At 70.6% G+C, this 22,337-nt stretch carries 13 protein-coding genes; 6 read left to right on the top strand and 7 right to left on the bottom strand.

The window, feature by feature from the left end; all coding sequences use genetic code 11:
• The first annotated feature begins 52 nt into the window (after window positions 1–52).
• Window positions 53–667 (top strand): glycoside hydrolase family 25 protein, encoded by a 615-nt coding sequence (locus tag ACIA5G_RS40680; protein WP_395933318.1) that lies wholly within the window; start codon window positions 53–55, stop codon window positions 665–667.
• A gap of 19 nt (window positions 668–686) precedes the next feature.
• The gene (locus ACIA5G_RS40675) at window positions 687–1,937 is read left to right on the top strand and encodes an aminodeoxychorismate synthase component I (protein ID WP_395933316.1); all 1,251 of its coding nucleotides are present in this window, start codon (window positions 687–689) and stop codon (window positions 1,935–1,937) included.
• Here ACIA5G_RS40675 and ACIA5G_RS40670 read toward each other — a convergent pair.
• Window positions 1,914–2,870 (bottom strand): zinc-binding alcohol dehydrogenase family protein, encoded by a 957-nt coding sequence (locus tag ACIA5G_RS40670; protein WP_395933314.1) that lies wholly within the window; start codon window positions 2,868–2,870, stop codon window positions 1,914–1,916. The two genes, ACIA5G_RS40675 and ACIA5G_RS40670, sit on opposite strands and share 24 nt — an antisense overlap.
• Before the next feature lie 50 nt (window positions 2,871–2,920).
• Here ACIA5G_RS40670 and ACIA5G_RS40665 point away from each other — a divergent pair, with 50 nt between their 5' ends.
• Window positions 2,921–3,460, top strand: a complete 540-nt coding sequence (locus tag ACIA5G_RS40665; protein WP_395933312.1) for a QsdR family transcriptional regulator — start codon at window positions 2,921–2,923, stop codon at window positions 3,458–3,460.
• A 13-nt stretch (window positions 3,461–3,473) separates the two neighbouring features.
• Here ACIA5G_RS40665 and ACIA5G_RS40660 read toward each other — a convergent pair whose 3' ends face one another.
• The 4 genes from ACIA5G_RS40660 to rsmI form a co-directional block, all read right to left on the bottom strand.
• Window positions 3,474–3,857, bottom strand: coding sequence for a hypothetical protein (locus ACIA5G_RS40660; protein WP_395933310.1), 384 nt, complete (start codon window positions 3,855–3,857; stop codon window positions 3,474–3,476).
• Between the two features lie 4 nt (window positions 3,858–3,861).
• Window positions 3,862–10,188, bottom strand: coding sequence for an RHS repeat-associated core domain-containing protein (locus ACIA5G_RS40655; protein ID WP_395933308.1), 6,327 nt, complete (start codon window positions 10,186–10,188; stop codon window positions 3,862–3,864).
• A gap of 36 nt (window positions 10,189–10,224) precedes the next feature.
• A complete protein-coding gene (locus ACIA5G_RS40650; RefSeq protein ID WP_395933306.1) occupies window positions 10,225–14,397 on the bottom strand; it encodes a LamG-like jellyroll fold domain-containing protein in 4,173 nt (1,390 codons plus the stop codon).
• A gap of 198 nt (window positions 14,398–14,595) precedes the next feature.
• Window positions 14,596–15,435, bottom strand: a complete 840-nt coding sequence (rsmI, locus tag ACIA5G_RS40645; RefSeq protein ID WP_395933797.1) for a 16S rRNA (cytidine(1402)-2'-O)-methyltransferase — start codon at window positions 15,433–15,435, stop codon at window positions 14,596–14,598.
• 80 nt (window positions 15,436–15,515) lie between these two features.
• On the opposite strand from rsmI, the gene ACIA5G_RS40640 reads away from it, so the two are divergent.
• Window positions 15,516–17,084: a dolichyl-phosphate-mannose--protein mannosyltransferase gene (locus ACIA5G_RS40640; protein WP_395933304.1), complete on the top strand. Its 1,569-nt coding sequence runs from the start codon at window positions 15,516–15,518 to the stop codon at window positions 17,082–17,084.
• Window position 17,085: 1 nt separating this feature from the next.
• Here the strand turns inward: ACIA5G_RS40640 and ACIA5G_RS40635 are convergent, their stop codons facing one another.
• On the bottom strand, window positions 17,086–17,799 hold the full coding sequence (locus ACIA5G_RS40635) for an AraC family transcriptional regulator (protein WP_395933795.1): 714 nt from the start codon (window positions 17,797–17,799) through the stop codon (window positions 17,086–17,088).
• A gap of 82 nt (window positions 17,800–17,881) precedes the next feature.
• Here ACIA5G_RS40635 and ACIA5G_RS40630 point away from each other — a divergent pair, with 82 nt between their 5' ends.
• Window positions 17,882–18,448, top strand: a complete 567-nt coding sequence (locus tag ACIA5G_RS40630) for a class I SAM-dependent methyltransferase (RefSeq protein WP_395933302.1) — start codon at window positions 17,882–17,884, stop codon at window positions 18,446–18,448.
• Window positions 18,449–18,462: 14 nt separating this feature from the next.
• On the opposite strand, the gene ACIA5G_RS40625 is transcribed toward ACIA5G_RS40630, so the two are convergent.
• Window positions 18,463–20,202 (bottom strand): serine/threonine-protein kinase, encoded by a 1,740-nt coding sequence (locus ACIA5G_RS40625; protein WP_395933300.1) that lies wholly within the window; start codon window positions 20,200–20,202, stop codon window positions 18,463–18,465.
• Window positions 20,203–20,431: 229 nt separating this feature from the next.
• On the opposite strand from ACIA5G_RS40625, the gene ACIA5G_RS40620 reads away from it, so the two are divergent.
• Window positions 20,432–22,309 (top strand): propionyl-CoA synthetase, encoded by a 1,878-nt coding sequence (locus tag ACIA5G_RS40620; protein ID WP_395933298.1) that lies wholly within the window; start codon window positions 20,432–20,434, stop codon window positions 22,307–22,309.
• Window positions 22,310–22,337 lie beyond the last annotated feature (28 nt).

Raw genomic sequence — 22,337 nt, 5'->3', positions numbered from 1 at the left:
CCGCTCCCGGCGACGTATGGTGTGCTCTCATCTAGCGCGCCGGGGGCGGACTGTGACGGAGCCGGAAGCCGAACTCGGCATCTCGCTGTCCCACCGCGAGCGCGTGGCCGACTGGCACGCCGTGCGCGGCGCGCAGAACCGGTTCGTCTCGGTGACGATCAGCGAGAACGTCAACTGGAGCAGTTCGGCCGCCGAGCGGAACCTCACCGGCGCGCAGGAAGCGGGGCTGCACGTCGGCGGCCGCCACTACGCGCGGCCCGGCGCGGTGCACGACCAGGCCGACCACTTCGTGCGGACGGCCAGCCGGCTCGGCGCGTTCTCCCCCGGCTCGCTGGCGCCGGCGCTCGAGGTGGCGGCGCCGAGCGTCGACGACCGGTTCATCAAGGCGTGGATCAAGTACGTCCGGCAGGCCGCGCGGATCGAGCGTGTGCTGGTGTACGCCGACTACGACTGCTGGCAGCACCGGCTGCACCCGGACCGCTGGGCCGACTCCGAAGTGGTGCTGTGGCTGATCCGCCACAACGGCATCCCCGGCCGGGCCGGCTGGTTCCACTCGCGGCTCGGCGTCCACCAGCACGCGTTGGCGCCGGACGTGCCGGGCATCGCGGGGCCGGTGGAGCAGAACGCCGTCGTGTACCCGTTCACACTGGGCGACCTTTTGCTTTGACGTGTGGTGGTATGGCGCCATGCGCGTGACGAGTAGGGCACTTCAGACGAACGTGACACCGTCGCGCGCGCTGCTGGTGCTGGCTGCTTTTGCGCGTGCCCGCGGGCTGCCGCCGCCGGCGATGTTGTCCGGCGACTGGTTCGACTCACGGGCCGTGATCGCGCCGTCGCTTTCGGTCTCGCCTGGAGACCTTCCGTCTTTTTCTGAAGAGATTTCCGCGCCGCCCGGCGTGCTCGGCGGCGGCTGGTTCGGGTACCTGTCGTACGACCTCGCGGACCCCTCGGGCCGGACCGGCGCGCTGCCCGCGTCCGCCTGGGGCTGGGCGGACCACGTGCTGCGGTGGTCCGCCTCGGGGACGTGCTACCTGGAGTCCCTGGACGGCGGCGGGCCCTCGGTGTCCACAATGGAGTCGCTGCTGGCTTCGGACATTCCGCATCTTTCTTGGGAAGCCGGGCCGCTGCGACGTCCGTTGCCCTCGGAGCACCGGGACGCGGTGAAGGCGTGCGTGCACGCGATCGAGGCCGGGGAGCTGTTCCAGGCCAACATCTGCTGCCGGTTCAGCGGTTCGTTCTCCGGGTCGCCGTCCGCGCTGTTCGCAGCCGGAGTTTCTTCGCTGGCGCCTCGCCGGGCAGCTTTCCTGTCCGGCTCGTGGGGTTCGGTGGTGTCGTTCTCGCCGGAGCTGTTCCTGGCGCGCCACGGCCGTTCGGTGCGCTCGACACCGATCAAGGGGACGCTCCCCCGGCGCGGGCCGCTCGACGACGGGAACGCCCTGCTGCTGCGGCAGTCCACAAAGGACGTCGCGGAGAACGTGATGATCACCGACCTGGTGCGCAACGACCTGGGCCGGGTGTGCGAGGTGGGGTCGGTGACGGTGCCGTCGCTGCTGCAGGTGCGCCCGGCGCCGGGGGTCTGGCACCTGGATTCGACGGTCACCGGCGTCCTGCGGCCGTCGGTTTCCGACGCCGCGCTGCTGGCGGCAACGTTCCCGCCCGGCTCGGTGACGGGCGCGCCGAAGATCCGTGCGCTCGACCTGATCGCGGAGCTGGAACCGTGCGGCCGCGGCGTTTACACCGGTGCGATCGGGCTGGTGTCCCCGGTGGCCGGGCTGGAGCTGAACGTCGCGATCCGGACGTTCGAGATCCGCGCCGGCGCCATCTCCCTCGGTGTCGGCGGCGGGATCACGGCCGACTCGGACCCGGAGGCGGAGTGGCAGGAGTGCCTCCACAAGGCGGCACCCCTGGAACACCTACTTGCCGGGGTCGAGCAGTAGCTTGCCGACGGTCTTGCGCGAGCGGAGGGCCTCGTGCGCGCCGCGGGCGTCCGAGAGTGCGAACTCGCCGCCCGGGATCGCCTTGAGCTTGCCCTCTTCGACGAGCTCGAACAGCTCGGTGAGCGCGGTCCCGAAGACGTTGCCCGGCAGGCGGAAGACGTGCGGCAGCCACATGCCGCTGATCGTCGTGCTGTGCCCGAGGATGTTGCGCAGCTCGACCGGCTTCGGGTTGTCGCGCCCGGCCATGCCGTAGAAGGCCAGCCGGCCGAACGGCGCGAGCGCGGCGATGCTCTGGTCGGTCGTCTTCCCGCCGACCATGTCGAGCACCACGTCGACGCGGCGGCCGTTGTTCGCTTCGATGAGCGCCTGGGTCATGTCCTCGGCACGCGAGTCGATGGCGACGTCGGCGCCGAGCTCGAGGGCGAGGGCGCGCTTCTCGTCGTTGCTGGCGGTGGCGATGACGCGCCCGGCACCCCACGCCTTGGCGAGCTGCACGGCGATCGTCCCGACACCCCCGGCGGCGGCGTGCACCACGACGGACTCGCCCTTTTCGAGGTGGGCGTTCTTCTTGAGCAGGACCCAGGCGGTGGCGCCTTGGACCAGCATGGACAGCGCGGTGAGGTCGTTGATGCCGTCGGGCACCGGGAAGGTCATGGCCTCGGCCGCGACGGCCTTTTCGGCGTACCCGCCCCCGCCGTTGAGCAGGGCGACCACGCGCTTGCCATCGTGCGTCCCGACCACCTCACCACCGGGAACGAGCGGCAGCTTCGACGGCGCGAGGTAGCTGTTCTCGGCCTGGTGCGTGTCGGCGTAGTTGACGCCGATGCGATCGACGTTGATGAGGACCTCGCCGGGGCCGGCCACGGGATCGGGCAGCTCGACCGGCGTGAGCACCTCGGGTCCGCCGAACTCCGTCACCTGCACTGCGCGCATGTCGCTGTCCCTCCTGGCCGTTCACTCCGCGATGTGAGACATTCTGGCATATGTCTCACTCGGCTGCGTTCGACCTCGCCCGCGACTGGTTCCTGACCGGCCGGCGCGTGGACATGGGCGAGCTGGCCGAGGCGCTGTCAATCAGCCGGGCGACGCTGCACCGGCGGGTGGGGTCGCGGGATCTCCTGCTCGGGGAGATCCTGTGGTCGCTGTCCGCGGCTTCGATCGCTCGGCTTTGGCCCTCTTCGGTGGGGCGAGGCGCGGCCGGGGTGGCGGACTTCGTCAGTGGGTATGTCCGGTTCGCGAACGAGTCGCCGCCGTTCCGGGACTTTTTGCGCCGGGAGCCTGAGCGGGCGCTGCGGCTGTTGACGACCCGGGCGAGTGTTTGCCAGCGGCGGACCACGGCGGAGCTGGAGTCGCTGTTGTCGGGCGAGGTCGCGGCTGGGCGGTTGGTTCCGCCGTTGCCGGTGCCGGATCTGGCTTATCTGCTGGTGCGGATCGGGGAGTCCTTTGTGTACACCGATGTGATCACCGGGGATGCGCCCGATGCGGAGAAGGCGCATGCCGCCGTGACCGCTTTGCTGACCTAGCCCCTCGCAAATCTCAAAGATTCAGTTCATATAAGTGAATCTGCGGCACATCCATGGACAGCCTTGCCCCGACGAGGTTTTCCACCGGCCGATCCGCAAGCTCAACAAGGAGTACGTCACCGCCAACGCGCAGCGAGACGATCCTGTCTTCGACATCAAAACTGAGTACTTCCCCAACGATTCGCACACGCCCGTTCTCGTCGCCGACGACAGCACTTTGACCGCCCTCCACGACCTCCCAGCTCTCCACCTCGTCTGGGATGTCGACCTCGACATCGAGCACCCCCCGTACCAAAGGGGCCGTACCGTGCACGAACGCGTCGGCCGAACCGACGGCTGATTCGAAGTGAATCAGACGCCGGTCCGGATCGAGCACGGCTGTGACTTCTACCCGCATGCGGTCATTTTAGCGGCACTCGTTGCATCACGTTGCGCACAGTCCAGACGTTGGTGACCGAGTTCCAATCCCAGGTTTCCAGGTGGAAGTGAAACTTGGTCGGCTTGCTGTTCATCTCATGGTCACCCATGCGAATGCTACGACGCCCGTCTGCGGAAACCAGCCGGTTGGGATCCACCGCACCAGTTCTGGGATGCAGGTTGGTGTGGGGCCCCTCGCCAAGGTGGTCGGACCATGCCTGGAGGGCATGTTCCGGTTTCATCGGCTTCGGTGCGCTTTCTTCGGGCAGATTGACGACCTGCTCAGGCGGCGCCCCGGCAGCCTCGACACCCTTGGCTTCCTCGGCCCCGTGGGCCACCTCCGAAGCAGCCCGCTCCGCATCCGCAGCCGCATTCGCCGCCCGGTCAGCGTCGGCCAGGACCTTCTCCGTGTCGACGATGACCTTCTCGGCCTTCTCCACCTCCTTGCCGAAGGTGATCAGCGCCTTGGCGCCCTTCCAGAAGTCCGCGATGATCTCGCCGGCCTTGAGGACCTTGCCCCACGGGATGAAGTTGATGATCGTCCGGACGCACGCGCCCAACGCGCCCTGCGTCACGCAGTCCTTGATGTCGTCCCAGCCGATGAGGCCCTTGATCAGCTCGCCCGCCGCCTCGACGAAGACGTCCCACTTGGACTTCTTCACCACCGCCTGCGCGTCCTTGTACGCGGCTTCGCTGATGCCGGCCTTGTTGAGCGTGTCGTCACGCGCGTACTTGCCGTTGTGCTTGTCGATCTCCTGCTGCGTGTGGTGGCCCTGCACGTTGCAGCTCGGGTTCCACGAGCAGCCCTCGGCCTGCGGCGTCCCCGCATTGCACAGCAGCCCGTCCGAACCCATGCTGTGGCAAGCCGAAAGGCCCGTCGGGTCCGACTCCGTCGCCGGTGCGTTGTTCGCGTACGCGTATGCGTTCAACGTCTGCGGCAGGTCCGGCGTCAGCACCGGGTCCGCCTTCGTGAACCGGCCCGTCGTCGGGTCGTAGTCACGCGCTCCCAGGTGGGTCAGGCCCGTCGTGTCCTGATAACCCCCGACAAAACCGTGCTTGTCCGGCCACGTCGACGTCTGCGCGCGGACGTTGCCGAACGGGTCGGTGTACCGCTGCGTCGGCTGCAGCGTCCCCTGCGTGATCGACAGGCCGTTCGTGCCGTGCAGGTCGCCCAGCATCCACTTCAGCCCCGCCGAACCCGCGCGCTCGGCCACCAGCGAGCCGCCGTGGGAGTAGAAGCGGATCGCCGTCGCCGCCTGGGTGCCCGCCGCCCGGACGATCTCCAGGTCGCCGATCGTCAGCGTCGTGCCGGTCGGGTCGCGGGTGACCAGGCGGTTGCCGTCCGCGTCGTAGAGGTACGAGCTCTGGCCCGACGGGTCCGTCTCGGTCGCCGTGTAGCCTTCGGCGTCGTAGGTGAACGTCTGCGTGTTGCCGCCGACGTTGCGCGTCTTGACCGACCCGGTTTCGTCGTAGGTGTACGCCGTTGTCGCCGTGCCGGTCGGGCCCGCCGCGCTCGTGGCCTGCAGCGCGTGCGGCCGCACCGCGCTCGCGCCCGACGCCGGGTACGTGTAGTTGGTCGTCACGTCGCCGGCCGGTTTGTGCTCGACCTGCGTCTTGCGGTTGCCGGTCTTGTCGAACGTGTACGTGTTCCAGTACGGCGCCGCGCCACTCAGCGCGGACGCCGACTTGGCCGCCGCGCAGTCACCCGACGTCGGGGTCCAGGCGTCCGTCATCCGCTGCAGGTAGTCGTAGTCGAAGCACTGGATGTCGGCCGACGCGCCGGCCGGTGTGTCGGCGATCTTCCGGACGTTGCCCGCCGGGTCGTAGGTGTAGGTCCGCTTCGTCAGCTCGGGCGCGATCTGCGTCTCCCGGCTGACGGTCGTGGTCTGCGGCCGGCGGGTGACCTGGTCGTAGGTCTGGGTGACGCCGACGTTCGACGCCGACTTCTCCCCGTCGAGCTGCATTGTCGACATCTCGTTGAGCGAGGTGTACCCGGTCGAGGAGACCAGGTCCGTGCGCGCGCCGGTCGTCGAGTCGATCGTGTAGGTCTTCGACGGCAGGCCGAGGTCGGTGTACTCGTGGAAGACGTGCTCCTGGTGCAGGTTCCCCGCCGCCGGGCTCACGGTCTCCGCGACCGCGCCGGTCGCCGTGTACTTCGTCGAGAACTCGTAGGTGTTCTTGAGCGGGTCACCGGCCGGCCCCGGGATGTCGACGGCGGTCTTCGTCGGCCGGCTGAACGCGTCGTAGGTGACAACGCGGTTGGTGTAGCCGTCCGCGCCGTCCCAGCGGGTCGACGAGGCCGGCAGGCCGAGGCCGTGCGGCAGCGTGTCGTAGGTCCAGCTCGCCAGCAGTGTGCCGGTTTCGGAGTCCTTGTTCTCGCGGACCTTCCGGCCGAGCGTGTCGTAGGTGTAGACGAGCGTCTGGTTCCGGGCGTCCGTGGTGGACTTCAGCTGCCCGGCCTGGTCGTAGGTGGACGTCGACTTCCCCGCGTCCGGGTCGTTCTGCTCGATCTTTCGGCCGCGCAGGTCGTACTTGGTCGACCAGACGTTGCCCGAGGAGTCCTGCACGGACGTCGACGCGCCGGCGGCGTTGTAGGCGTAGGTCGTGACGTCGGCCGGGTTCGCGGCGCCCGGGGTGTAGCCGTTGGTGTACTGCAGCCGCTGGACGGTCTGGCCCTGGGCATCGGTGACCACTGTGGACGGTGAGCCGCCGGCGGGCGGGATCGTCGTCGTGCGCTCGCCGTCGTACCGGGTGCTCGTCCGCCACTGCTCGACACCCCCGGACATCAGGATCGTCGCGGTGGGCCGCGCCCGCCGGTCGAACTCGGTGACCGTCTGCGCCACCACCACGTTGTCCGCCGCCGCGACGAGCGTGCCGTTCGGCCCCGAGGCGTCGTTGAAGAACGGCGCGTTCGTCTTGAACTGCAGGCCGCGCGAGTCGTAGAGGATGTCGGTGATGATCCGGCCGCCGCCCTGCGCCGGGACCTGGGTCTGCCGGGTCCGGCCGAGCCGGTCGTAGATCGTGTACGCGTCGGTGTAGGACCCCGTGTCCTGCAACGTCTTCGTGCGCACGAAGATCGGGCCGGTCTTGCTCAGCCCGTACTCGAAGGTCGCCGACGCGGACAGGCTCTTGGGCCGCCCCGGGTTCCAGACCGACGTCTTCCGGCCCAGCGCGTCGTACAGGATGTCCGTGGTGACGCTGTTCACGTCGGACGAGTTCGTCGGGTTGCCGCGCGCGGGCTCGAGGGTCGTCGTCGACGTCCAGCCGAGCGGGTTGGTCGTCTTGATCTGGGTGACCGGGCCGCCCGCCGCCGGGACGAACTCGGTCTTGGTCAGGTTGCCGAACACGTCCTTCGCCTCGGTCTCGCGGCCGAGGTCGTCGTAGGTGTCCTGCGTGGTGGCGACGTAGTGCTTGCCGCTGCCGTCCCAGGTGTCGAGCGTGTCCTGCTCGGTGATGTCACCCTTGGTCGGCGGCTCGCCGACGGCCTGGTGGTCGTAGGCCACCTTGACGTCGGTGATGCTGTTCGCCGCCGTCTGCGTCCCGTCGCAGTTCCCGCCGAACATGGCCACCGTGCTCGACCGGTCGAACATCCCGGCGGCGTTGGCGACGTAGACGGTGTTGGTGCAGGTGTCGTCCGCGGGTGTCGAGGTGTCGCCCAGGTCTTCGACCTGGGTGGTCATCCCGTTTTCGTTGAACTCCTTGTTCACCTGCGTCCGGCGGTAGGTCGTGCCGTCCGAAAGGAGCGTGCGGCCGCGCACGGCCTGGGTGTCGATCAGGTACGCCTTGAGGCGCCCGTCCGAGCTGGTCGCGGTCGGGCCGCGCAACCACGGGTCGTTGATCGACGAGGAGTCGACGGTCTTGCCGTCCGCCAGGAACGTCCGGGACTCGCGCACGAACCCCTGCAACGGGTCCTTGTCGGTGAAGGTCCCCTTGTCGGAGTCGGTGACCACCTCGCCGTCCATGCCCCGCAGGTACAGGGATTCGGTGACGGTCTGCGTCGTGCCCGGCGCGCCGATCGAGGTGGTCACCAGGTTGTAACCACGCCACTGGTTCCACGTGCGGCGGTCGTCCGGGGTGAACTGGCTGTCGTCGTAGTGCCAGGCCGCGGTGTCGGCCGGGTAGGAGTAGTGCGTCTCGACCGGGACCGAGTCGCCCGGTCCGTCGTCCTCGGTGACGTCGGTGACGACGTACTTGTGGAACCAGTCCAGCACCGGGTCCTTCGACTCCGGCGGGCTCCAGTAGGAGGCGAAACAGCGGTACTTGTCCGTCTGCGGTGACGCGGGCATCTTGGTGCCCGGCACACAGTCCTGTGCCGAGTAGACGACGGAGACCCGCCCGCCGGTCTCGGTCTCGATCGTCTTGAGCCGGCTGCGGGTGATCGCCGCGTACTTGTCGCCGAGCGTGTCGACGCGGTTGGGGAAGATGTACCGGTCGAAGACCGTCGGCGGCAGGGTGATCGGCGTGGCGCCGGCCTTGCCGGTGTGGGTGATCGAGTTCAGCCACGGCGCGGGCGGCGCGGCGTCACCCGAACCCGGGTAGGACTGGACGAGGTCCCACTGGTCGATGTCGCTCGGCGTGGTGCCGGTGAAGTACTGGGTGTGGACCGCGGTCAGCCGCTTGCGGGTGAAGAAGGCGGGCGCGCCGTAGTCGCAGGTCGCGCCCTCGGCGCAGATCTGGTCGAACGGGACGTCCGGCCAGTGCGCGGCGTTCGCGGCGGTGAGCTTCGCCGGCGCGCAGTCGAAGGACGCGTCCGGGATGCACCGCTCGGCCGTGTCGAAGGTGACCTGGTTCGTCGGTCCGCTGCCGTAGACGCTGCCGTCCGCCAGCCGCAGGCCGTACTCGACGCGCAGCGGGTAACCGCCCGCGACGTAGGAGGTGCCGGCGGTGGTGACGTTCAGGTTCAGCCCGTAGGAGTTCTTTTCCGGCTGGTAGTAGAAGGTGCTTACGTTGCCGTGCGGGTCGACGGTGTAGTCGAGGTTCCAGCGCCACCCCTGCTGGCACCAGGAGTGCGCGAAGTCGTTCGCCTTGTAGCAGTCTTCACCGGCGTTGTTGCCGAAGACCGGCACGGTCCACGCGGACTGCGTCTCCGGCTTGCCGGTGGTCCAGCCCGGGAGGTGGTTGAGGCCGAAGTAGTACTGGGTGCCGTCGCCGGTCGTGACGCGCCAGTGCTGGCCGTGCGAAACGCCGTTGGTGGCGCCGGTCAGCAGCTCCACCTTGGACCCGTCGTCGTTCTTGGGCCGCCACAGGGTGTCGTCGACCTTGATCAGCTGGGTCGACCGGCCGCCCAGGACGAGCGACGCGTTGTCGAGGCTCCAGCACTGGTCGCCGGTCTTCGTCTGGCCGTTGTTGCCGCCGAGGTCCTCGCTGCAGCCCTTGTAGTTGCGCTCGATGAAGCCGCCGGGGGTGAAGTCCCAGCCGTCGCCGATCCAGGACGCCTGGTTGTTGGTCGCCGAGGTCAGGCCGTCGATACTGCCCGAGGAGTAGGACAGCGCGAGGTTCGGCGCCGCGCCGTTCGGGGCCTTCGGCGCCGCGAACGGGTAGCTGTAGGAGAAGTCGCCGCCCGAGCCGCCGGCGGACCAGTCGCCGGCCGCCGACAGCGGCATCGCCGTGGTCGAGCCGCCCGAGCCGTCCGCCGCGGCGGCGGCCGCGAGCACCTGGGTCCGCTGCGCGCCCGGGGCGACGTCGGCCGTCACCTGGCGCGTCTTGGCGTTGTTGGCCGACCCCTCGATCGGCGTGCGCTTGCGGCATTCGGGTTTGTCCGGTGTGGACAGTGCGCAGGCGGGCAGCGTGAACAGCCGCAGCCGGTCACCCCAGCCACCGCCGAACGCGTTCGCGAACCCGCCGTAGTCCAGCCCGACGCGGACCGGGCCGTCGGTGGCGCCGGTGACCGAGAGGACCACACCGTCGAGCCCGAGCGCCTCGGCCGCCTGGTGGTCGGCCACCTTCACGTGCACCTTGGCCGGCTTGGCGGTGGCGGCCGCGGCCGCCACCCGGCTGAGCCGCACCGCCGTGTCCGCGGCCTGCACCTGCTGGGCGGCGGCCGGCGCGAGGTCGACGTCGACGTCCTTGGCGACCGGCCACACGGGGGGCACGACCGGCGGTGTGCCGATCTTGATGTCCGGCGCCTTCCCGGTCGCCACCGGGCTCACCGGGATGCTCTTTTCCTTCGGTCCCGCCGGAACCGACCACCCGCCGGGTGTCACCGGCGCGGCGACCGCCGTCCCGCCGGAGGCGAGCATGGTGATCGCGAGCACGGCCGCGGTGACCCGGGAAGACCGGCCCAGCCCGGCCCGTCTGGCACTTCTGCGCATGGGAAATCTGCCCGTTCTGCGAAGGGTCGGGGAGGACTAGGGGTGGTCGAGGACGACGTCGGCGTTGATGTGCTGCATGTCGAGCACACCGCTGTACAGCCGGACGCCGCGGAGGTCGCCGTACCAGTGACCGCCGTGCTGGCCGCTCCACTCGGTGGCCCCGAGCAGCAGCCCGTCGAGCGGGTTGGCGCCGTTCCAGCCGGTCACGTTCGCCACGCAGGCCGGCGTGTACTGGTACTCGTCGGTGGCCGCGTAGAGGCAGGCGGTCTTGGTGGTCGCGTCGTAGGTGCCCGTGAGGTGGGTCCACTCGTTGTTCACGACGTCGGCCGGCGACAGCACGAACCACGCCTGCGGCGAGGCGGGTGTCGCCGTGGACGACGTCATCGTCAACGACCAGCGCGGGTGGTGGACGCCGTTGGTGTCCTTCGTGTCGGCGTTGTAGCCGAACATGTAGGGCGAGAACGTCGCCGAATCCACCGAAACGATCTGCCGGCCGGGCAGGTCCACCCCGCCGCTGGACGGATCCGCCTGCGCCGCGGCTGCGGCGTCGGCCGCCGTCCAGGTGTGCTTCGCCCAGGCCTCGAACGTGAAACTGCGGTCGCTGCGCAGGTTCGCCGGGCGCACCCCGTTGATCTGCCCCGTCCACGACTTGTCGAAGCGGGCGACGTTCGCGCCCGCGTCGTCGGTCGTCATGGTGACCCCGCCCGACGGGGTGCCCGCCGTGCCGCTGACCGAGTCGGCCGTGGTGCCGTCGAGCTGGTAGTTCGCCCGCAGCACGGCGGTGTTCGCGAGGCCGGCCACCTCCGCCGCGGGCAGCGCGCGGTCCCAGACCTGGACCTGGTCGGTCGACCCGCGGTAGACGCCGACCTCCTGGTCGGCCGTCTTGCCGACGGTGAACGGGCCGTTGCCGCGCCACGCGGTGCCGGCGGTGATCGCCACCTCGCCGGCCAGGACGCCGTTCACGTAGAACCGCTCCTTCCCGGCGACGGCGTCGTAAACCCCGGTGATGTGGGTCCACACGCCGACGACCGGTCCGACGGGCGCGGTCGCCCACCGCCAGCCGGCGGCGGCCGGATCGGCGGTGTCGGTGCTGCTCATGCCGATCCCGATGGTGGTCGTGGACATGCTGAGCTGGAAGGCGTTGCCCTTGGTGCCCATCTGCGCGGCCAGGGTGTAGAAGTTGGCGTCGTCCGGTTTCACCCACGCCGAGACCGAGAAGCTCTGGCTGCTGTCGACCACCGGCGCGGTCGTGGTGGCGTAGCCGGGTCCCTGGTCGACCAGCGCCTGCCCGCTCGAGTGCCCGATGCCGTCCTCGGTCGCGGACTGACCGGCGGCGTCCGAATACCCCGGCCCGTAGGCGAGGTTCGTCAGGGTCAGCGTGCCGTCGGTGCCGGTGGCGTCGCTCGTGTCACCGTCCAATGTGTACTCGCGAGCGGCGGACAGACCGGCGGGGACGCCGTTCTGGCCGTAGAGCGCCGCGACGTCCGAGGCGGACAGTGCGCGGCCGAACGCCGCGGCTTCGTCGAGCGCCCCCTTGAACAGGTAGCTCCGGACCGCGCCGGACTTGGCGGCGCCGAGGACGAGCGGCCCCGTGCCGCCGGCCGCGGTGGCCGTGACGGTCTGCTGGGCCTGGCCGTCGACGTACAGCGTCGCGGTGTGCGCCGTGGCGTCGTACACACCGGCCAGGTGGGTCCAGGCGCCGGCCGACGGCGCGGCCGACGACACGGCGGAGGTGACCACCGGGCTCGCCACGTCCGCGCTGCTCAGGCTGAACGCCCACTTGCCGGTTTCCAGGTACTGCAGGACGAACCCGCTGCTCTGGTCGCCGTCCTGGGAGAGCACGGCCCGCCGGCTGCTCAGGTCGGCGGCGTTGACCCACGCCGACACCGAGAACGACTTCGCCAGGTCCAGCACCCGGGCGCTGGTCGCGAAGTAGTCGCCGGACTGGCCCGTCACGGTCGCGGCCTGGCCGAGCTTGCCCGCGGCGAAGTTGCCGGTTCCGACGCCCGCGTAGCGCAGCCCGGCCACCTGGGACCGGCCGTCACCCTCGAACTGCCAGGCGGCCACCGGGGCCGCGGCGTCCTTGACGGTGAACGCGTAGTCGACGCGGTTCGACGGTGTTTTCGCCCGGTTGCAGGCCCACACGCTGAGCACGTGCGAGCCCGAGGTGCCCGGCGCGATCGCGGTGGTGCCCGGCCCGTTGAGGGCCGCCGGCTTCACCGTGCCGGCCTCGGTGCCGTTGCAGCTCGGCGCGACGCTGTTGTCGAGCTTCCAGACGTAGTGGTCGACGGGCGCGGCCGTGCCGGCCGCCCGGAACGTGAAGTCACCGGGCCGGCCGGGGCCGCCGCCGGAGGAGCCCGCCGGGTACGTCTGCGACGCGATGGTGGGCGCGGCGGGCGGGGTCAGCTCGACCTCGGCCTCGCACGGCACGGCCCAGGACGTTTCCCGGCCGTCGCTGGCGTGCACGTCCCACGAGTAGAAGCCGTCGGCGTTCATCTCGGTCTTGGGCAGCGTCGTGACGGCGTTGCGGTTCGCCTGGTTCGGGTCGCTCAGGATGTTGTCCGAGCCGAACTCCAGGCCGTCCCAGGTGTAGTTGCCGCTGCCCTTGCTGACCAGTCCCTTGTAGACGCGGAACCGGGCGTCGAGCGCGTAACCGTCCGGGTCGGAGACGTTGGCGCGGGTGACGTAACCCGTGCTGGTCGGGCCGAGCACCGGCCGCGACGCGCCCTGGACGCAGGGGTAGGACTGGGTGCCGTTGAAGATCGCGAGGTTCTTCGGCTGGTTCGGCTTCGAGTTGTAGGTGACCGAGAACCCGACCTGGGTCGAGTACCGCTTCCAGGTCGCGGGGTCGCCTTCGTTCGGGGAGACGATCCCGAACGTCCACGTGGGCGAGGCGTTGTCCTCGACGGAGGTCTTGATCGTCGAGGTGATGTCGAAGCCGGCGTGGTTGACGTCGCCGCCGCAGTTGCCGCCGACCGTGCCGACGGTGTTCCACCAGGCCGGCCCGCTGTTGAACTTCAGCCCGGCGCTGATCCCGCCCGCCCAGACCACGTTGTTGGTCGCCGAGCAGTTGCCCGCGTTGGTCAGGGTGAGGTTCAGCGACGCGCCGTAGATCTTCTTCCCGGCGAGCCCGCCCAGGTTCATCTCGACGAAGGACCGCGCGGTGACCAGGGTGGAGCCGTTGCTGCACTGCGCCCGGCCGTCGTTGACGTACCCGGCGCGGAGGTTGTCGTCGCTGTCCCAGACCGCGTCACCCGGCGTCTTGCCCGCGCCGCACGCGTACTGGACGAGGTAGTGGTTCCGGCCGCACGCGCCGCAGTAGTTGTCGTGCCAGGTCGGGTCGACGTAGACGGGATAGACCGTGTCGGCGCCGGTGAGCAGCTTCGGGTCCGGCGTCAGCGTCAGCTTCGACCCGGCCAGGTCGACCCCGACCGCGGCCCGGTGACCGGCCGGGGCGGGACCGCGCGTGAAGTCCTGGGTCGCCGTTTCGACCCCGGACGAGTCCCACATCGTGGCCGCCGGGGCGGTGAACTTCTCGTCGCCCTTCGCGTCCCGGACGTGGAGGGCGCCGTCGGCGTCCTTCGTCACGGCGCCGTTCTGCACCGGGACGCCGAAGTCGAGCTTCGCCAGGCTCTTCGCCGCCTCCGGGGTCTTGACGACGACCACCTCGTGGACCGTGTCGACGTCGACCTCGACCCGCAGGTCGACACCCGGCCGGACCTCGGGGTAGGTGGCGGTCGAGCCGGTGACGACCGGTTCGGGCAGCGCCGCGGGCCAGTCGAACCCGGCCGTCGTGCCGTCCCGGGTCAAGCGCAGCAGCGGCTGCGCGCCCGCCGACTTCACCGCGGCGCGCTTGCCGGTCGAGAGCGTGATGCCGGTGGTCGCCGCCTTGGGCGCGAGCACCCCGTCCGTCGGCACCAGGGTCGAGTCGGGGGTGAGCCAGCCGGCGCCCTGCTTGACCCGCACCGGCCGCACGTGCCGGGTCTGGGTGAAGGTGCCGTCCGGGTTGGCGAACGTCTCCGCGGTTTCGGTGGTCTGCCCGGTGACCTGGACGCGCTTGCGGGCCTGGCCGGCGTAGCGCGCCGCGGTCGCCTCGTCCGGCGCGGTGTCCGGCACCTGCGCGACGGTGTCCGCGGCGGCCGGCGGCGGACGCAAAAAGGCCGTGGCGGGAAGGATCCCGAACGCCACGGCCAGCACGAGGAAAACCACGCCACGTCTGGATCTCAGCCGCGAAGAACGCACCACGGAAGCCACGGAAGATTCCCCTCACTCCGCGGCCGGACAGTCCGGGCCGCGCCCAGGGGAAACGATCGTCGATGATCGACAGGGAGGGAAGCGGCCGAACGGCTTAATCCTGAGCTCACAAGCGACTGTCCACACAAATCGGACATTCCTTGCGACAGCGCATCATTCGGCCTTCCGCGCCGCCAGGACGGCGTCGTAAAGCTCCTTTTTGGACACTCCGGTCGCCTCGGCGATCTCGGCCGCCGCGGACTTCAGGCGCTCCCCCGAAGCCACTCGTGCCGCGACCTCGCCGACCAGGTCCGCCACCGACACGGCACGCGGCTCCGCGCCGGAAAGCACCACCGTGATCTCCCCGCGGACCCCCTCGGCCGCCCACGAAGCCAGTGAGGCCAACGTTCCCCGCTTCACCTCTTCGTACGTCTTCGTCAGCTCGCGGCACACCGCGGCCCGGCGTTCATCGCCCAGCGCCGAAGCCGCGTCCGACAGCGTTGACGCCAGGCGGTGCGGGGACTCGAAGAACACCGCCGTGCGCGGCTCGTCGCGCAACGACGCCAGCCACTTCGCGCGTTCGCCCGGCTTGCGGGGCGCGAAGCCCTCGAAGCAGAACCGGTCGCACGGCAAACCGGACAAAGCGAGCGCCGTGGTCACCGCGGACGGGCCCGGGAGGCACGTCACCGGGATGTCCTCGGCAACACACGCCGCCACCAGCCGGAAGCCCGGATCGGACACACTGGGCATACCGGCGTCCGTCACGAGCACCACCGTCTCGCCCGCGCGTAACGATTCGAGCAACTTGGGCAGGCGCGCCGTCTCGACGTCTTCGTAGAAGCTCACCACCCGGCCGCGCGGGGTCACCTCGAGCGCGGACGCCAGCGACCGGAACCGGCGGGTGTCCTCAGCGGCCACGACGTCGGCTTCGGCCAGCGCTTCCGCCAGGCGCGGCGAAGCGTCGCGGACGTCGCCGAGCGGGGTGGCGGCCAGGACCAGACGGCCCGTTGTCACGGGTGAGCTCACCGGGCCAGCCTAGGCTGATCAGCGGATGCGGACGACGCACGCCCCGGCCCGCCCGTAGGATCGCCCCCGTGACCGCCGTGCTGACCCGTCCCGACGACGAGAGCGTCCAGCCGGACCCGGTGGCTGCGCTCCGGCCGCCCACCGACCGCGAACTGACCCTGCTCGGCCGAGGCATGCCGGCCGACCGGCTGCGCGGCTGGGTCGTCACCATCGTGCTGACCGTGATCGGCGGCATCGTCCGGCTGCAGAACCTGGGCACGCCCACCGACAAGGGCAGCCCGGTCTTCGACGAAAAGCACTACGTGCCGCAGGCGTGGCAGGTGCTGCGCAACGGCGGGTACGAGGACAACTACGGCTACGAGCTGGTCGTCCACCCGCCGCTGGCGAAGCAGCTGATCGCGATCGGCGAATGGCTGTTCGGTTACAACGGCTGGGGCTGGCGCATCATGCCCGCGCTGGCCGGCACGCTCATCATCTTCCTGACCATCCGGATCGCCCGCCGGCTCACCCGCTCGACGCTGCTCGGCGGCATCGCGGGGGTCCTGGTGATCAGCGACGGCGTGCTGCACCTGCAGTCGCGGATGGGGATGCTCGACATCTTCATCGCGGTGTTCGTGCTCGCCGCGTTCTCCTGCCTGCTCGCCGACCGCGACCAGGTGCGCGAACGCCTCGCGACGGCCGTCCGCGAGGGCTGGGTCAACGAGTCCGTCTGGGGCCCGAAGCTCGGGTTTCGCTGGTGGCGGTTCGCGACCGGGCTGATGATCGGGCTCACCTTCGGCGTCAAGTGGTCGGCGCTGTACTACATCGTCGCGTTCGGGCTGCTGTGCGTGTTCTTCGACGTCGCGGCGCGGCGCACGGCCGGCGTCGAACGGCCCTGGCTGGGCACGATCCGCCGGGACGTGGCGCCCGCGCTGTGGGCGATCCTGGTGATCCCGCTGGTCATGTACCTCGGCGCGTACTGGGCGTGGTTCGCCAGCGAGACGGCGACCGACCGGCACTACACCGAGATCAAGGACATCGCGCCGGGTGCCTGGGGCTGGATCCCGGCGTCCCTGCGCTCGCTCGGCGACTACTCGGCGAACGTCCTGCACTTCCACGAGACGCTCGTGACGCCGAAGGACAACCCGCACCCGTGGGAGTCGAAGCCGTGGACGTGGCCGATGGGGCTGCGCCCGATGCTGTACAGCTACGACGGCGAAGTGACCGGCTGCGGCGAGTCCCGCTGCGTCAGCGCGACGATGCTGATCGGCACCCCGGCGATGTGGTGGCTGGCGATCCCGATGCTCGGCTGGTCGGTCTGGCGCTCGGTCTTCCGCGCGGACTGGCGCTACGCGGCCGTGCTGGTCGGCTACCTGGGCGGGTACGTCTTCTGGTTCACCAACATCGACCGCCAGATGTACTTCTTCTACGCGACGCCGCTGGCCGCGTTCCTGGTGCTCGGGCTGACGTTGTGCCTGGGCCAGATCCTCGGCAGCGCCCGCCGCGGTTTCGAAAGACGTGGGACCGGTCTGCTCGTCGTGTCGTTGTACGTCGGCCTGGTGGTGGCGAACTTCGCCTGGTTGTGGCCGATCTTGAACGGCATCGCGATCACGAACGGCCAGTGGGAAGCCGAACGCTGGCTGCCGTCCTGGCGGTAGCTCAGCCCGCGAAGTACGCGCCTGGCGTCACGCCGACCGCGCGCCGGAACGCGGCGACGAACGCGCTCGCCGAGCTGTAACCGATGCGGTGCGCCACCGTCTCCAGCGGGAGCTGCTGCGCCAGCAACGGCAACGACGCACGCAAGCGCACCTGCGTGCGCCACGTCCCGAACGTCATCCGGCACTCGCGCACGAAGAGGCGGGCCAGCGTGCGCTCGGCCGCGCCGACGTCTCGGCCGAACTCGGCGAGGCTGCGGGAGTCGGCCGGGTTGACCAGCACCGCCGCTTCGACGTCGCGGGCGCGCGGGTCGGCGGGCGAGGGCACCACGATCGGCACCACGTCGAGCGGTTCCAGCAGGTCGAACGCCACGGCTTCGGCACGCAGCCGGGCCGCGGGCGCAACGCCGTCACCGGTCAGGTACTCCAGCAGCTCGCGCAGCAACGGCCGGACGGCGACCATCCGCGGCTCCGGCCAGCTCACCGGCGACAGCGCTGGGTCGGCGTAGATGCCGCGCAGCGCGACGCGGCCGAGAGCGCCGGTGCGGTGCGGGACGCCGGCGGGCATCCACAGCGCGCGCGTCGGCGGCAGCACCCAGCCCGCGTCACCCGCCTTCACCGCGACGACCCCGCGGGCCGACCAGACGAGCTGGTGGACGGGGTGCTCGTGCACCGGGAACCAGGTGCCGGCGGGCAGGTCGACGGCGCCGAGCAGCATCGCCCCGGAATGACTGTTCTGCGACATCGGTTGTCAGGCTATCGGCTACCGGTCACGTCCGGGGCTCCCTAGCGTCGGAGTCATGCCGATGAACCTGATCCACCGCAAGATCTGCAGCTCGGAGAAGTGGGCGGCCACCGTCGAGGAGCGCCTGACACCGTGGCTGCGAGAGCGCGACCTGGGTGACGACGTGCTCGAGATCGGGCCCGGGTTCGGCGCGACCACCAAAGTGCTGCTCGACGTGGTGCCGAAGCTGACGGTCCTGGAGATCGACCACGCGTCGACCGAGCTGCTGCGCGCGAAGTACGGCGACCGCGCCGACGTCGTCGAGGGCAACGGCGCGGAGATGCCGTTCGAGTCCGGGCGCTTCTCCGCGGTCGTCTGCTTCACGATGCTGCACCACGTCCCGACCAGCCGGCTCCAGGACGCGATCTTCGCCGAAGCCGCGCGGGTCCTGCGCCCGGGCGGCACGTACTGCGGCAGCGACGGCCAGCTCAACCTGCGCTTCCGCATCCTGCACATCGGCGACACGATGAACGTCGTCGACGCGTCGACGTTCCCGGGGCGGCTCGAGAAGGCCGGGTTCGAGCAGGTGAACGTCAAGCTGGAGCCGAAGCAGCTGGTGATCTTCTCGGCCGTGAAGCCGTGAAGCCGTGAGCCGGGTCAGCGGTGCGGCTGGCGCGGCACCACCCGCGTCACCGGGCCGTCGGCCGACTTGCCCGCCCGCGACAGCCAGCCCTCGACCTCACGCCGCACGGCGTTGAGCGTCGGACGCCGACGCGGTTCCGGGTCCAGCGACGCCGCCAGCAGCCGGGCGTGCGCACTGCGCTGGGGCAGCCGGGACACCGGCTCCGCCCGCGCCGCGGCCATCAGCGCCGCCATCGGGGTCTCGCGGGTGCCGCGCGGGGGCTGGCCGGACAGCGCGTAGCTGATCGTCGCCGCCAGCTGCCACGCGTCCGACGCCGGGGACGCCGTGGCGCCCATCGCCTGCTCCGGGGCCACGAAGTCCGGCGTGCCGATCATCATCCCGGTGGCCGTCATCTTCGAGTCGCCCTGGCTGCGGGCGATGCCGAAGTCGATCAGGTGGGCCAGGCCGCTCGGGTCGAGCACCACGTTCGACGGCTTGATGTCGCGGTGCAGGACACCCTTGTCGTGCGCCGCGGCGAGCGCGCCCGCCATCGTCGCCCAGAGGCGGCCGGCGGCGACGTCGTCGAGCGGGCCCTGGCCGTCGACCAGCTCGGCCAGCGGCCGGCCCTCGAGGTACTCCATCACCAGGGCGAGGCCGTCCGGCTCCTCGACCAGGTCGTACACCTTGACGCAGTTCGGGTGGCTGACCACGGCGAGCGCGCGGGCCTCGCGCTGCATGCGCTCGGCGGTGTCGCGGTCCGGCGCGTGCGCGATCTTCAGCGCGACCGTGCGGTTGAGCTGGGTGTCGACGGCCTGCCAGACCGTGCCGAAGCCGCCCGCGCCGAGCTGCTTGACGCGCCGGTAGCGGCTGCCGCCGGCGTTGCGCGAGCCGGGCGGCGGCGGGACCGGGCCGGGGGCCGCGGCCAGCGCGCCGGCCATCGGCGGCGGCTCCGGCGCGGACGCCAGCGCGGTCTTCGGGTACGGCTTGTTGACCGGGGGCGGAGGCGGCGGGGTGGGCCGCGGCTGGACCTGCGACGGCGGGGGCGGCCGGTACGGCTCGGGCTCACGCCGCGGCGGCGCGTCCGGCCGGTTGATCACCGACCACGGCGGCGGCCCGACCATCGCGACCGGGATCAGGCCCAGCACGCTGAACGGCAGGAAGCCCAGCCAGAAGTGGAGCGCGGTGTTCGCCTCCATGCCGACGCTGAACACGGCCATCGCGGCGAACGGGATCCAGAAGAACCGGGACGGCCACTTCGGGCCGCGGCGGAAGGCCGTGCGGCCCTGCAGCATCACGAACAGCAGCGAGCCGCCCATCAGCACGATGAACGCCACCAGGTAGACGAAGAACGGGATTTCCTTGCCGCTCTGCGCGGACAGCACGTCGAAGACGGTCTGGCCGCCGCCCAGGTACTCGCGCTGGTTGTCCACCCAGCAGCCGCCGGCGCTGTTCAGCGACGAGAGCTCGGTCGCGGACAGGCCGGTCTTCTCCTTGGCGTAGGCCGCGCGGTAGACACCGGAAACGCCGATGGCGAGCAGCCACGGCAGCACCAGCGTGCTGACCAGGCCGATCCCGCCGAACACCGACAGCGTGGTGGCGTCGTAGCGGTTGCCGGTCCCCTTGCGGATGATCGACACCGCCAGCGCGCCGATCGGCGGCAACAGCGCGACGAGCGCACCGGCCGCACTCGTGGCCCAGACCCATTCGCCGGGGCAGAAGCCCGGGCCGAACAAGGAATGGGCTAGCGAGAGCAACGCGCTCGCGAGTCCGTTCACCGCCGGGCTCCCCTCACTGTCCGTGTTCGCTTGTCACCGTCACGCGGCATTTCCCCGCGGTCCAGCTTAGGACGCTCGCGGCCGCCGTGAGGTTGCCGGGTCTCAACGGTGCGGATTCCGGCGGCGGCCGGCGCAGTCGAGGAGACGCTGCCGAACCCCCGTTCGCGGAAACCTGGCAAGGACAGGTGGCTGCCGTACCGGCGGCCGGAAGTCGACGAAGGGGCGGAGAATGAGCGCGTACTCCGAGGCCTACCGGCGCAGCCTGGCCGAACCGGAGGCGTTCTGGCTGGCCGCGGCCGAAAAGATCAGCTGGACGAAGGCCCCGGAACGTGCGCTGGACGACTCGAACCCACCCTTCCACCGCTGGTTCCCCGGCGCCGAGCTGAACACCTCCTACAACGCGCTGGACCGCCACGTCGAGGCCGGCCGCGGGGATCAGGCCGCACTGATCTGGGACTCCCCCGTGACCGGACAGCAACGCACCTACACCTACGAAGAGCTGCGGGACACGGTCGCGCGGTTCGCCGGTGCACTCAGCTCCCTGGGGGTCACGAAGGGTGACCGCGTCCTCATCTACCTGCCCAACGTCCCGGAAGCCGTCATCGGGATGCTGGCCTGCGCGCGGATCGGCGCGGTGCACTCGGTGGTCTTCGGCGGGTTCGCGCCGAAGGAGCTGGCCGCCCGGGTCGAGGACGCGAAGCCCAAGGTGATCCTGGCGGCGTCGTGCGGCATCGAGCCGACGCGGGTGATCGAGTACAAGCCGATCATCGAGACCGCGCTCAAGATGACCGAGCACCAGCCCGAGCACGTCGTCGTGCTGCAGCGCGAGCAGGCGCTCGCCGAGCTGACCGGCCGCGACTTCGACTGGCGCGAGCTGGCCGCGGGCGCCACCCCGGCCGCCCCGGTGCCGCTCGCGGCCACGGACCCGCTGTACATCCTCTACACGTCCGGGACGACCGGAAGCCCGAAGGGCGTCGTGCGGGACAACGGCGGCCACGCGGTCGGGCTGGTGTACTCGATGGACGCGGTTTACGACATCCACGCGGGGGACGTCTGGTGGGGCGCCTCGGACGTCGGCTGGGTCGTCGGCCACTCCTACATCGTGTACGCGCCGCTGCTGGTCGGCGCGACGACCGTGCTCTACGAGGGCAAGCCGGTCGGCACGCCCGACGCGGGCGCGTTCTGGCGGGTCATCGCCGAGCACCGGGTCCGGGGGCTGTACTGCGCGCCGACCGCGCTGCGGGCGATCAAGCAGGTCGACCCGGACGCCGAGGAGCTGGCGAAGTACGACCTGACGGCGTTCAAGGCGCTGTTCCTGGCCGGCGAGCGGCTCGACCCGGAGACCTACCACTGGGCGCACGGGAAGCTGGGCAAGCCGATCATCGACCACTGGTGGCAGACCGAGACCGGCTGGCCGACCGCGTCCAACCTCCGCGGCCTGGAGCCGATGCCGGTCAAGGCCGGCTCGGTGACCAAGCCCGTCCCGGGCTCGGACATCCGGATCCTCGACCGGGCGGGCAACGAGCTGCCGGCCGGGCGCGAAGGGGCCATCACGCTGAAGCTGCCGCTGCCGCCGGGTTCGCTGCCGACGCTGTGGGGTGACGACGAGCGCTACCGCCGGGCCTACCTCTCCCGCTACGAGGGCCACTACCTGACCGGCGACTCGGGGTACCTCGACGAAGACGGCTACCTGTTCGTCATGGGCCGCACCGACGACGTCATCAACGTGGCCGGCCACCGCCTGTCCACCGGGTCGATGGAGGCCGTGGTGGCTTCGCATCCGGCGGTCGCCGAGTGCGCCGTCATCGGGGTCGCCGACCGGCTCAAGGGCCAGCTGCCCCGCGGGTTCGTGACGCTGAAGGCGGGCGCGGACATCCCCGAGGACCAGCTGCGCGCGGAGCTGGTGGCCATGGTCCGGGAGGACATCGGCCCGGTCGCCGCGTTCCGCGACGTGTCCATTGTGGACGGACTGCCGAAGACGCGGTCGGGGAAGATCCTGCGCCGGACCATGCGCGCGATCGCCGACGGCCGCGACGAAGCCGTGCCCGCCACGATCGAGGATCCGGCGGTGCTGGAAGCGATCCGCCCCGCGCTCCGCAGTTCGTAAAGTATTGTTCCAAATGCTCCGGCTGGTC

Source organism: Amycolatopsis sp. NPDC051758 (assembly GCF_044453095.1).
Classification (GTDB): Bacteria; Actinomycetota; Actinomycetes; order Mycobacteriales; family Pseudonocardiaceae; genus Amycolatopsis.
Note: the sequence above shows the minus strand (reverse complement) of the source record. Positions and strands in the feature narration are given on the sequence as shown.